At 69.2% G+C, this 12057-nt stretch carries 11 protein-coding genes and 1 pseudogene; 8 read left to right on the forward strand and 4 right to left on the reverse strand.

The window, feature by feature from the left end; genetic code table 11:
- The first annotated feature begins 98 nt into the window (after positions 1-98).
- From H5411_RS37880 to H5411_RS37915, 8 genes are all read left to right on the forward strand, one after another.
- Positions 99-1583, forward strand: coding sequence for a CoA-acylating methylmalonate-semialdehyde dehydrogenase (locus H5411_RS37880; protein ID WP_183126557.1), 1485 nt, complete (start codon positions 99-101; stop codon positions 1581-1583).
- On the forward strand, positions 1538-2608 hold the full coding sequence (locus H5411_RS37885; RefSeq protein ID WP_246369861.1) for a substrate-binding domain-containing protein: 1071 nt from the start codon (positions 1538-1540) through the stop codon (positions 2606-2608). The genes H5411_RS37880 and H5411_RS37885 overlap by 46 nt, the downstream gene beginning before the upstream one ends.
- A 36-nt stretch (positions 2609-2644) precedes the next feature.
- Positions 2645-3700: an ABC transporter permease gene (locus tag H5411_RS37890; RefSeq protein ID WP_183126558.1), complete on the forward strand. Its 1056-nt coding sequence runs from the start codon at positions 2645-2647 to the stop codon at positions 3698-3700.
- A 7-nt stretch (positions 3701-3707) separates the two neighbouring features.
- A complete protein-coding gene (locus tag H5411_RS37895; protein WP_183126559.1) occupies positions 3708-4535 on the forward strand; it encodes an ATP-binding cassette domain-containing protein in 828 nt (275 codons plus the stop codon).
- Between the two features lie 367 nt (positions 4536-4902).
- Positions 4903-5595 carry a response regulator transcription factor gene (locus H5411_RS37900; protein ID WP_183126560.1) on the forward strand — a complete coding sequence of 231 codons (693 nt, stop codon included), beginning with the start codon at positions 4903-4905 and terminating at the stop codon, positions 5593-5595.
- Positions 5592-6983: a HAMP domain-containing sensor histidine kinase gene (locus H5411_RS37905; protein WP_183126561.1), complete on the forward strand. Its 1392-nt coding sequence runs from the start codon at positions 5592-5594 to the stop codon at positions 6981-6983. The genes H5411_RS37900 and H5411_RS37905 overlap by 4 nt, the downstream gene beginning before the upstream one ends.
- 209 nt (positions 6984-7192) lie before the next feature.
- Positions 7193-7822: a DUF998 domain-containing protein gene (locus H5411_RS37910; RefSeq protein ID WP_312878692.1), complete on the forward strand. Its 630-nt coding sequence runs from the start codon at positions 7193-7195 to the stop codon at positions 7820-7822.
- A complete protein-coding gene (locus tag H5411_RS37915; RefSeq protein WP_183126562.1) occupies positions 7819-9849 on the forward strand; it encodes a glycosyltransferase in 2031 nt (676 codons plus the stop codon). The genes H5411_RS37910 and H5411_RS37915 overlap by 4 nt, the downstream gene beginning before the upstream one ends.
- Positions 9850-10009: 160 nt before the next feature.
- On the opposite strand, the gene H5411_RS48045 is transcribed toward H5411_RS37915, so the two are convergent.
- The 4 genes and pseudogenes from H5411_RS48045 to H5411_RS37930 all read right to left on the reverse strand — a co-directional run.
- Positions 10010-10333, reverse strand: coding sequence for an adenine nucleotide alpha hydrolase family protein (locus H5411_RS48045; RefSeq protein WP_246369863.1), 324 nt, complete (start codon positions 10331-10333; stop codon positions 10010-10012).
- 43 nt (positions 10334-10376) lie between these two features.
- A pseudogene (locus H5411_RS49435) lies at positions 10377-10673 on the reverse strand (universal stress protein); the annotation flags it as partial.
- Positions 10674-10675: 2 nt separating this feature from the next.
- Positions 10676-11332 (reverse strand): GntR family transcriptional regulator, encoded by a 657-nt coding sequence (locus tag H5411_RS37925; protein WP_183126564.1) that lies wholly within the window; start codon positions 11330-11332, stop codon positions 10676-10678.
- A gap of 4 nt (positions 11333-11336) precedes the next feature.
- Positions 11337-12057: amidohydrolase family protein (locus tag H5411_RS37930; protein WP_183126565.1), on the reverse strand; the 721-nt coding region annotated here is incomplete at its 5' end.

Below are 12057 nucleotides of genomic sequence, written 5' to 3' on the forward strand. Positions count from 1 at the left end.
GCGTCCGCCGGTATCGGGCTCATGACGGGATTGGTTGCGGCACGTCCGCCGAACGCCCCTTGTCTCCGAGGGGCCGACCTTCAGGGATCCCGGTTTACATGCACATCATCGACCACTGGATCGACGGGTCCGCCACGTCCGCGCACTCGACCTGCACCGCGCCGGTGTACGACCCGGCCACCGGCCGTCCGCAAGCTTCCGTGCTGCTCGCCGAACCGTCCGATGTGGACATCGCGGTGTCCGCCGCGGCGAAGGCTTTCGAGTCCTGGGCCGAGTCCTCGCTGTCCCAGCGGACTCGGATCATGTTCGCGTTCCGCGATCTGCTCGTGCGGCACGAAGACGAGCTGGCCCGGATGATTTCCTCCGAACACGGCAAAGTCGTCGACGACGCTCGAGGCGAGATCGCCCGGGGCCGCGAAGTCGTGGAGTACGCCTGCGGGATCGCCGACGCGCTCAAAGGGAGCTTCTCCGACCAGGTCTCCCGGGACGTGGACGTGCACGGTTTCCGGCAGCCGCTCGGCGTGGTCGCGGGAATCACCCCCTTCAACTTCCCGATCATGGTCCCGATGTGGATGCACCCGATCGCGATCGCGACGGGCAACACCTTCGTGCTCAAGCCCAGCGAACGCGATCCCTCCGCGTCGCGGCTCGTCGCCGAGCTGTACGCGGAAGCCGGCCTGCCCGCCGGGGTGTTCAACGTCGTCAACGGGGACAAGGTCGCGGTCGACGCGCTCCTCGAGCACCCCGGCGTGGCCGCGGTGTCGTTCGTCGGGTCGACCCCGATCGCCAAGCACGTCCACGAACGGGCCACCGCGACCGGCAAGCGCGTGCAGGCGCTCGGGGGTGCGAAGAACCACGCGGTCGTGCTGCCGGACGCCGATCTCGACTACGCCGCCGATCACCTCACCGCGGCCGCGTTCGGTTCCGCCGGGCAGCGATGCATGGCGATCTCGGTCGCGGTCGCCGTCGGCGCCGCGGGAGACGACCTGGTCGAACTGCTCGAGCGCAAGGCGAAAGCGGTCCGCGTCGGGCCCGGTGGCGATGCCTCCAGCGACATGGGGCCCGTCGTCACCGATGCGGCCCGGGAGCGGGTGATCAACGCAGTGGCCCGCGGAGACGAACAGGGCGCGACGGTCGTCGTCGACGGTCGCGGCTGCACCGTCGCGGGACATGAGGACGGGTTTTTCGTCGGACCGTCGCTGTTGGACGGTGTCACCGCCGAGATGGACGTCTACCGCGAGGAGATCTTCGGCCCCGTCCTGGCGGTGGTGCGCGTCGAGACCGTGGACGAGGCGATCGCGCTGATCAACAGCAACCCGTACGGGAACGGCACCGCGATCTTCACCGGAAGCGGCGAGGCGGCGCGACGGTTCCAGCGCGCGGTCCGGATCGGCATGGTCGGGGTGAACGTGCCGATCCCGGTGCCGATGTCCTACTACTCGTTCGGCGGGTGGAAAGACTCCCTGATCGGCGACAGCCCCATTCACGGTCCCGAGGGTGTCCGGTTCTACACCCGCGCGAAAGTCGTCACGTCGCGATGGCCGCGCACCGAAGCGGCGTTCAGTTTCCCCACTTCCCTTTGATCCTCCATTCCCAGCACAAAGAGGTGTATCGAATGAAGCGAAATCGTGTTGCCGCGGTTGCGGTGGCCGTGTCGGCCTTACTTGCCGTTGCCGGCTGCAGCAGCAGCGGAGGAAAACAAGCCCAGCAGAACGCGTCCGGCGCTTCGGCGGGAACCGCGAACACGCCGCGGATGAAGATCGCGATGATCACTCACGCCGCCCCTGGCGACACCTTCTGGGACATCGTCCAGAAGGGCGCGAAGGAAGCCGCGGCCAAAGACAACGCCGACTTCGTGTATTCCAATGATCCGGACGGTGCCAAACAGGCGACGCTGATGCAGAACGCGATCGACCAGAAAGTCGACGGGATCGCGGTCGACCTGGCGCATCCCGACGCGATGGCCGGGGCGGTGGCCAAGGCGAAAGCCGCCGGAATCCCGGTGGTGGCCTTCAACTCCGGACTGGAGCAGTGGCAGAAGCTGGGCGCACTGGGATTCTTCGGGCAAGACGAATCGCTGGCGGGTCAGGCCTTCGGCAACCGGTTGAACACCGTCGGCGCCAAGCACGCGCTCTGTGTTGTCCAGGAACAGGGCTCGGTAGCCCTGGAGGCCCGCTGCGCCGGTCTCAAGCAGGCGTTCAAGGGCACAACCGAGAACCTGTACGTCAACGGTGCGGATCCCACTGCCGTGCAGTCGACCATTCAGGCCAAGCTGCAGCAGGACCACAGCATCGACTTCGTCGCCACGCTCGCCGCGCCGGTCGCGCAGCTCGCCGTCCAGTCGGTGGCGAGCGCGGGGAGTTCGGCCAAGATCGGCACCTTCGACACCAACAAGGCGCTCGTCAAGCTGGTCGAAGACGGCAAGGTGGAGTGGTCGGTCGACCAGCAGCCCTACCTCGAAGGCTATCTCTCCGTTGACGCGCTCTGGCTGTACAAGACGAACGGAAACATGAGCGGCGGCGGAAAGGCTGTGCTCACCGGCCCGTCTTTCATCGACAAGACCAACATCGCGGCCGTCGCGAAATTCGCCGAAAGCGGCACCCGGTAACGATCGCCAGGGGGATGCCCCTCGAAGGAGACTCCCATGAGCCAAACCCTCAGTCCCGCACAGCCCGCACCGCCTGCCCGGCGAGTGCAGGCCGCACCCCGTTCCGTGGTCCGGCGCGTGATCGCCCGCCCCGAACTGAGCTCCTTGCTCGGCGTGGTCGCGGTGTTCGTGCTCTTCTACGCGGTCGCGCCGCCGTTCCGGTCGCCCGCGGCATTGTCCACTGTGCTCTATTCGAGTTCGACGATCGGTATCGTCGCCGTCGCGGTCGCTCTGCTGATGATCGGCGGCGAGTTCGATCTCTCCGCCGGGGTGGCGGTGACCAGTTCGTCCTTGACCGGCGCGATGGTCGCGTTCCAGTTCTCCGTCAACGTCTGGGTCGGTGTCGCGGCGGCTCTCGTGCTGTCGCTGGGGATCGGCTTCCTCAACGGCTACCTGGTGATGCGAACGAAGCTGCCGAGCTTTCTGATCACCCTCGCGACGTTCCTGATGTTGCAGGGGCTCAACCTGGCGATCACCAAGCTGGTCAGCGGAAACGTCGCCACGGACTCCATCGCGGACATGGACGGTTTCGATTCGGCCAAAGCCTTCTTCGCGTCGGACATCCCGCTCGGCGGGGTCACGATCAAGGTCACGGTGCTGTGGTGGATCGTCTTCGTCGCGATCGCGACCTGGATCCTGTTGCGCACCAAGACGGGGAACTGGATCTTTGCCGTGGGCGGCCAGCAGGATTCCTCTCGCGCCGTCGGCGTCCCGGTGAAGCAGACCAAGATCGGGTTGTTCATGGCTGTGGGTTTCCTGGCGTGGTTCGGCGGCATGCACCAATTGTTCGCGTTCGACTCCGTGCAGTCCGGCACCGGCGTCGGACAGGAATTGCTGTTCATCGCGGCCGCGGTCATCGGCGGCTGCCTGCTGACCGGTGGCTACGGGTCCGCGATCGGCGCCGGGATCGGTGCGTTGATCTACGGCGCGACCACCCAGGGCATCGTGTACGCGGGCTGGAACCCGGACTGGGTGAAGTTTTTCGTCGGCGCGACTCTGCTGATCGCGACCCTGCTCAACATGTGGGTGCGGCTGCGCACCTCACGGAGGTGAACCCGCGATGACCGAGAAAGCTCCCGTCGTCGAATTGGTCGGCGTCGGCAAGAACTACGGCAACATTTCCGCGCTCCGCGGCGTCAGCATTTCGGTTCGCGACGCCGAGGTCACGTGCGTGCTCGGGGACAACGGCGCCGGCAAGTCCACCCTGATCAAGATCATCTCCGGCTTGCACGGGTACGACGAAGGCCAGTACCGAGTGGACGGTGCCGCGGTCCGGCTCGCGTCGCCGCGCGAAGCACTCGACAAGGGAATCGCGACGGTGTACCAGGATCTGGCGGTGGTGCCGCTGATGCCGGTGTGGCGCAATTTCTTCCTAGGCTCCGAACTGACGAAGGGTGCGTGGCCGTTTCGCCGGCTGGACGTCCCGCAGATGCGCCAGACCACTGTGGACGAACTCGCCAAGATGGGCATCGACCTGCCGGACGTGGACGCGCCGATCGGCAGCCTGTCCGGCGGCCAGCGCCAATGCGTGGCGATCGCGCGCGCGATCTACTTCGGCGCCAGGGTGCTCATCCTCGACGAACCGACCGCCGCGCTGGGCGTCAAGCAGTCCGGGGTCGTGCTCAAGTACGTCGCAGCCGCCCGCGACGCCGGGCTCGGGGTCATCCTCATCACCCACAACCCGCACCACGCGTTCATGGTGGGCAACCACTTCGTGGTGTTGCGCCAGGGCGAGGTGGAACTCAACGCCACCCGGGAAGAGCTGACCCTGGACGACCTCACCCACCACATGGCCGGCGGTGCCGAACTCGACTCCCTCAAGCACGAACTCAACCGCCTCCCGGCACCGGAGATGGGCGCTCTTCACGGGGCGGCGCCGACCGGCTGAGGAAGGGTTTTCGATTTGGTACGCACGACTCGGTCAGGCGCTGTGCCGCTCGCGCGGAGGGGCGCAGCGCCGGACCGAGTGCCGGGCCCGTGTCGTTCCGGCATGGGCGACGGGCGGGTAGGACGCGGGTCGGCCGGTGCAGGTGCCGTCGGGCTGGCCGGACAGGAGGCAACTGCGGATGGGTTTCCGCTGCTGTAGCGGCTCTTGTCGGCGTCGGTGAGGTAGGGGATCGTCGGGGTCCCTGGTGCGTCAGGGGAACGGGCGGTGCCGGATCGCTGTCGCCCCACGACTTGATCGTCGGCAATTCTCATGAAGCTCTCATTTTCTTCGGGGAGAATCGCGGCGGTACCGGCCGGAGGGAGCGAGGATGCATCTGGTCGTGGTCGACGACGAGGAGGCGGTGCGGGACTCGCTGTCCCGGACGCTGCGATTCGAGGGTTACAGTGTTTCGCTGGCGGCCAATGGCGCGGAAGGCATCGAGACTATTCGGGCGGAAAACCCGGACGGGGTCATTCTCGACGTGATGATGCCCGTTTTGGACGGTCTGGACAGCTGCCGCCTGTTGCGTGCCGAGGGCAATTTCGTGCCGATCCTGATGCTGACCGCGCGCAGCGGCGTGGCCGACCGGGTGACCGGGCTGGACGCGGGCGCGGACGACTATCTGGTCAAGCCGTTCGCGCTGAAGGAGTTGCTGTCCCGCGTGCGGGCGTTGCTGCGCAGGGTCGAGTACGACACTCCCCGGCCCGCCGCCGGGGCCGCGCTGGGTTTCGCGGATCTGGTCCTGGACCCGGCGACGCGGGAAGTCCGCCGGGGCGACCGGCCGGTCCGCCTGACCCGGACCGAGTTCGCGATGCTGGAGGCGTTCCTGCGCCACCCGCGGATCGTGCTGACCCGCGCGGCGATGTCCGAGCAGGTGTGGGGGTACGACTTCGGCTCCGGTTCGAACGGGCTGGACGTGTACGTCAGCTACTTGCGCCGCAAACTGGAAGAGGGCGGGGAGCCCCGGCTGCTGCATACCGTGCGCGGCGTCGGCTACGTGCTGCGGGACGAACCGTTGTGAAACGGCTTCGGTGGCGCGAGCGCTCGCTGCGGACCCGGCTGGCGGTGATGGTCGGGCTCGCGGTGGCGGTCGCGGTGGTGGTGACTTCTTCCGCTGCGTGGCTGCTGACCAGGGCGAACCTTTACCAGCAATTCGACGCGCAGCTGCAGACGTACGCGCACGTCGCGGCGAAGGCCGCGACTCCTGCGGACGCGCTGGCGACCCTGCACACCGTCCAGCGCGGAGATTCGGGAGCGGATCCAGGACACCGGGACGTCCTCGCCGTGCAATTCGTCACCGCGGACGGAGCGAGCGCGGGGACGGCGGGCGCCCCGGGCGGGTTCCCGCCCGGGGGCCGGGCGCGGCAGGTCGCGGCCGGAGCGGCGGCGCTGGGCGCTGACGTGGAGAAGATCGGCGGCGATCGTTACCGCGTCTGGAGCGTGCCCCGGCCGGGCGGGGGAGCGGTCTCGGTCGCGCGTAATTCCGAGGGGATCGAAAACACTCTCGCGGAGCTGGGCGCGTGGCTGACCTTGGCCGGGCTGATCGGGATCGCGGGCGCCGCGTTCGCCGGACGGGCGATCGCGAAGACCGCGCTGCGGCCGGTCGCGGAGCTGACCGACGCCGCGGAGGACGTCGCCCGCACTCAGGAACTCGCCGCGGGCATCCGGGTCGTGGGCAGCGACGAACTGGCGCGATTGGCGGTCTCGTTCAATGCGATGCTGACCGCGTTGCGCAGTTCCCGCGACGAGCAGCAGCGGCTGGTGCAGGACGCGGGCCACGAGCTGCGCACTCCCTTGACGAGTCTGCGCAACAACATCGAGCTGCTCATCCACGCCGAAGGGCAGGAGCGGGTGCTCCCGGCGGAGGACCGCACCCGGCTGCTGGCCGATCTCGACGTCCAGTCGGTCGAGCTGACGACGCTGGTCGGCGAGCTGGTCGAGCTGTCCACCGGGGAACGCGAACCCGAGCCGGTGGGGCGGGTCGACCTGGCCGATGTGCTCGCCTCGGCGGTGGAGCGGGTCCGGGCCCGGTACCCGGACGTGGAATTCGGAGTGGACCTGACCAGCGCCGAGGTGGACGGCCGCCCGGCGGCCCTGGAACGCGCGGTGCTGAACGTGCTCGACAACGCGGCGAAGTGGAGCCCGGCCGGGGGGAAGGTGACCGCCGAGGTCGTCCCGGCGGAGGGGGGTGCGCGGATCGTGGTGTCCGACGAGGGGCCCGGCATCGCTCCCGCGGATCTGCCGCACGTCTTCGAACGCTTCTACCGGGCGGAGACGGCCCGGGCTCAGCCGGGGTCCGGGCTCGGGCTCGCGATCGTCGAACAGGTGGTGGAGCAGCACCGGGGCACGGTCCGGGCCGGGACGGCCGACGGCGGCGGGGCGCGGTTCGAGCTGACCTTCCCGGCCTGAGCCGCCGCGCTGCTCGCCGGAGCCGTCGGGAGTGTGCTCGTCGGCGGGGAGGCGGCGTTGCGGTCGTTGCGGCGGATCGTGGTGTCCGCCGACGGGGCCTCGCTCCGGACTGGCGTTTCCGGCGGTTCTGGCCTGAGCCGTCGCGTTTCTTACCGGAACCCGGGAGTTTTCTCATCGGTCTTTAATCGGCCGTGGGCAGCGTGGGCGGAGTGAACCTGACCCTGCGCCCAGCCGCGCGAACGGATCTCCTCGTGCGGTGCGCGATCGGAACGGTGACCGCGGCGCAAGCCGTGATCAGCCTGCTGTCGCTGACCTTCACCCTCGAGGTGAACCCCATCCGGGACCCAGTCAGCGACTACGCCCTGCACCGCGCCTCGCGGGCCTGGTTCACGCTCGCGGTTCTCCTGGCCCTGGCCGGGGCAGGCGCGCTCGCCCTCGCCGCGCGGATCGTCGCGATGCCGGTCAGCACCGGTGCGGCGGTGCTTTTCGGATTGTGGGCGCTCGCGCTCGTGACGGTGCTCGTCTTCCGCGGCAACGCTAGTGCCGCCGAGTCCACTGTGCACGGAGAGGTGCACCGGGTCGCCGGAGCCGTGCTGTTCGGAACGTTGCCATCGGCTTCGGCGTCGCTGTCTCGTCAGCTGCTCGGGAGGCCGGGCTGGGCGCGGGCGTCGGTCCGCGTCCGTACTGGTGCCGTGATCGGGTTGATCACGGCGTTTCTGTTCGGAGTGGCGCAGTTCGTGCCGACGTTGCCGCAGGGGCTTCTGGAACGGATCGCGTTGCTTGCCGAGCTGGCCATCCTTGTCTCGGTGGCTCGCGCGATCCGGGGAGCGACGAGGTGATCGCGCTGGCCGTTGCGCTCGCGGTGGCCGCCGCGTGCTTGTTCGCCGCGGCGGTGCGCCTCCAGCACGGATCGGTGCGATCCGCACCGGACGGGGAGCGCGGGCTGACCGTCGCTGTGGTACGCAGCCGCGGCTGGCTGCTCGGCAGCGGCCTGGCGGCCGCGGGCAGCGCTCTGCATCTGACCGCGCTGTCTCTCGCTCCGGTGGCCATTGTGCAGCCGATCGGAGTGCTGAGCCTTGTCCTGACCGTGCTGGTCCGCAATCCGGGCGTCACCCGGCGAGCTGTCGTCGCGATGCTGCTGGTGTGCTGCGGAGTCGGCGGATTCGTCTTGTTGTCCGCGGCCGTCCCGGCCGCGTCGGCGCTGCCGGGTTTCGCCAGTGCCCAGCCGCCGGTTGCCGTGGCGGGCCTCCTGGCCGTGGCCGCCTGCGCCGTGCGGGGACGGTCGCGCTGCCTGGCACAGGCGACGGCGACGGCGGTGCTCTTCGGTCTCGGCTCCGCGACGATGCGGGCGGGGATCCTGCACCTCGTCACCGGTTCCGCGGGGTCCGGTCTGGGGCTCGCGGCCGAAGCGGGGACGCTCCTGCTGGCCGGCGGCTTCCTGCTGCACCGTGCTTACGCCAGCGGATCGGCCGCGACCGTCGTCGCCGTGACCACCTTGCTCGATCCGGTCACGGCCGTTCTGACCAGCGCGGCGTTCTTCGGCGAGCGGCCCGCGCTCTCGCCGGCCGCGGCGATCGCCCAAGCCGGGCTGGCCCTCGCGGCCGTGGCCGGCGTCCTCGTGCTGGCTTCGGAAAAACCGGGCCGGCCTGTCCTCAAGGAGCACCCCATGCCCACGCCCCGTCGCGGACTCCGCATCCTGCTCGGCGCGGACACCTTTCCGCCCGATGTCAACGGAGCCGCCCATTTCGCCGAGCGACTGGCCCGGGGACTGGCCGCACGCGGCCACGACGTCCACGTCCTTACCCCGGAACCTTTTCGCGCGCCGGGAACAGATGCGCAGTACGCCCGGCACCACGTGCGTTCCTTCCGGACCCCGTTCCACCCGACCTTCCGGTTCAGCACCCCGCGCGGCGCGCGCCGGGAAGCCGACCGCCTCCTGGACGACCTGCGCCCGGACGTGGTGCACGTTCAGTCGCATTTCGCGGTCGGCCGCGCGCTTCTCTCCGCGGCGAGCGAACGGGCGGTGCCGACGATCGCCACGAATCACTTCATGCCCGAGAACCTGCTCGGTTTCGTGCCCCTGCCCGCCGGCGCGACAGCGGCCTTGAGCCGCTGGGCGTGGAAGGACTTCGTCCGCGTGTTCCGGCAGGCCGACATCGTCACGACACCTACCCGTCGCGCCGCCCAACTGCTCGAAGAGTCCGGCTTCCCCGGCTCCGTCGACGTGGTGTCCTGCGGCATCGACATCGCGCATTACGAGCCCCGTCCGGGCGAAGACCGGACCGACGTCGGGATCCAGGTGCTGTTCGTCGGACGGCTGGACGCGGAAAAGAACGTCGACGACCTGATCCGCGCACTCCCGCACGTGCCGTCGGCGCGAGCCAACATCGTCGGCGACGGCTCGTGCAGGACGCACTTGGCAGCCCTCGCCCGGGAACTCGGCGTCGCCGACCGCGTCACGTTCCACGGAACCGTGTCCGACGCCAGTCTGGTGCACGCCTACCGCACGAACGACGTCTTCTGCATGCCAGGCACCGCGGAATTGCAGAGCCTCGCGACCATGGAAGCCATGGCCGCCGGACTGCCGGTGCTCGCGGCCGACGCCATGGCGCTCCCGCACCTCGTGCGCCCGGGTCGCAACGGGTACCTCTACCCGCCCGGTGCCGTCGACGCACTCGGCCTGCTGCTGGCCGAACTCGCCGGAAACGCGACGGCCCGGACCGAGATGGGACGGGCCAGCCAGGAGATCGTCGCCGAGCACGGGCTGGATCGGACCCTCGAAACATACGAAACCCTATACACCGCAGCTGTTTCGGCACGAACCCAGCGTCCGGAGCGAAAGGTACAGGTTCTCCGCGCTGGTTGAAGTGACCACGGCAGCCTGGCGCTGTTCGCCGTCGGCGTTGTTATCCGTCAGGCTTTCGCGACCAGGCGTGGACGGGTCGCGGACACGCGGTCAGCACCAGGCTGCGGGGAGGCAGCCGGGAGCCGGTTGGCCGAGCATCGGAAGTTGCGTCATCGGTTCCTCACCGAGCGGGCAGCAGCACGTTTGCCGTGCGGGCGCTGCGCTTCAGCGCCCGCACGCGCGGGGCGGTGGTGAGCTGATAGGTGACTGCGACGTTCGGGTAGATGACCAGCCAGTCGGCCAGTTCGGACACCACGAAACCGGTGAGATCGGCTGGGCGAGTGCGGTGCCAGGCGGTGTGCAGGAGGCGCAGGCCTGTCCCGGTCACGCGGGCGAGGTCGAAGGCGAGCGCCAGCGCGTCGCGGCACAGCTGACGGCAGCGCACCTCCAGCACTACCGGGCCCAGCGACGGTACCGACGAAAGCGAGCGTCCGGTCGGCACCACGTGTGAGGGCTCGCCACGGAACTCGAATGTCTGCAGCGAGTACGAGCAGCGAGGCGTCAAGTTCGGCGGCGCGGGCGAGCAGTTCGCCGACGCCGCCGGACTCGATGCCGGACACCCGCAGGTCGGGCCATTGCGCGGTCACCCGCTCAGCAGCGAGATCCACGCAGGCGTCCGGCACCAAAGGGACTCCCGTCGGAACGGGTTCCAGCATCACAGGCCACCAGGTCGTCGTGGCGACGACGAGATCGGAACCGCGTCGGACCGCTGCCGCAGCAGCCCACGCCAGGGCATGCTCGGCGGCGGAGGTGCCGTCGAACGCGACGACGATCGGCCCAGGCATGATCAGGCCCGTCCGCGGTCGAGCAGCAGTGCGCGCCGGGCGGAGCCGACGTGGTGGCGCATCGCCGCGGCCGCTGCTTCGGGGTTGCGGGTGATGATGGCCAGCAGGATGGCGCGGTGCTCGGCGAGGGAGCCCGCGCGCGGGTGCTGGGCCGAGATGTTGCGGTATTGGCGCATGACCAGGGGGTAGAGGAGCGTGTCGTACGTCCGTGCCAGGGTTGCTTGGTGCGCGGCGGCTTTGACTTGCTGGTGGAAGGTTCGGTTGCCTCTCGAGTAGGCGATCTGGTCGCCGGTGGCTTGTGCTGCTTCCATCCTTTCCAGGGTCGAGCGGAGTTCGGCGATTTCGCGGTCGGTGGCCCGTTCCGCGGCTTTGCCCGCCAGTGCTGCTTCCAGGGTTTCGCGTGCTTCGAGGATGTCGGCGGCTTCTGCGAGGGTGAAGCTGCGCGTGCGGACGCCTCGGTTGACTTCGCTGGTGACGTAGCCTTCCTGCGCCAGCCGCACCAGCACGGAGCGGATTGTGCCGCGGGATACGGTGAATCTCGTGGTCAGATCCGCTTCGGTCAGCCGGGTGTTCGGTTCGTAGCCGCCGGAGAGCAGGAGGGTGCGCAGCTCTTCGTAGACCTGGCTGTAGCGCGTGGTGCGGCTGTCGCTTTCGCTCACGGCCCTAGCCCGGCAGTCCTGGGTAGAGCCGCCGGGCGGTGCCGCCGAAGATCTCGTGTTGGTCCGCAGTCGGGACGTCGGCGAGGACCTCGCGGGCGAGGGCGACGAGTTCGGGCAGGGATTGTTCGGCTGCGGGGAGGTTCGAGCCCCAGGCGATGCGTTGTGCGCCGAACGAAGCCAATACGGGGTCGAGGAACGCGGTCGCTTCCTTTCCTGCGGCGTGCAGCGGTTCGAGGTTGCGGTGGGTCAGTTTCAGGTGCAGGCCGGGGTGCACGGCCAGTTTCGCGACGGTCGCACCGGCGTCGGCCAGGGAGGTCGCGATGTCGGGGTAGCCGAGGTGGTCCAGCAGCACCTGGACGGACGGGAACCGGTCCAGCAGGGCGTCCAGATGGGCGGTGGCCGGGCCGAGTCGCATCTGCAGGCAGACGGTCACACCGAGTTCGGCGGCTTTTTCCCAGAACGGGAAGCTTTCCGGGGCGGCGAACCATTCGCCTTGGGTGGGGACGGTGCTGCCGCTGGTGAACAGCCGTACGCCGGACAGGCCGCTGCTAGTGACGTTCGCGAGATGCTCGGCTGCGTCCGGGCGCAGCGGGTCCACGGTGCCGACGGCGAGGAACCGGTCGGGTCGCTGTGCGCGGCTGTCGAGGACGTAGGAGTTGTCGTAGCCGTACGCCGTGGTGGCCTGCACGAGCACGGCCTGCGCGATGCCTGCCTCGTCCATCCGG

The sequence above is a fragment of the Amycolatopsis echigonensis genome, assembly GCF_014174495.1.
GTDB lineage: Bacteria > Actinomycetota > Actinomycetes > Mycobacteriales > Pseudonocardiaceae > Amycolatopsis > Amycolatopsis echigonensis.

Excerpts from the sequence above, each read along its gene's own strand:
- H5411_RS37900 (WP_183126560.1), top strand. The coding sequence starts at position 4,903 with ATGCATCTGGTCGTGGTCGACGACGAGGAGGCGGTGCGGGACTCGCTG.
- H5411_RS37895 (WP_183126559.1), top strand. The coding sequence starts at position 3,708 with ATGACCGAGAAAGCTCCCGTCGTCGAATTGGTCGGCGTCGGCAAGAAC.
- H5411_RS37880 (WP_183126557.1), top strand. The coding sequence starts at position 99 with ATGCACATCATCGACCACTGGATCGACGGGTCCGCCACGTCCGCGCAC.
- H5411_RS37885 (WP_246369861.1), top strand. The coding sequence starts at position 1,538 with ATGGCCGCGCACCGAAGCGGCGTTCAGTTTCCCCACTTCCCTTTGATC.
- H5411_RS37890 (WP_183126558.1), top strand. The coding sequence starts at position 2,645 with ATGAGCCAAACCCTCAGTCCCGCACAGCCCGCACCGCCTGCCCGGCGA.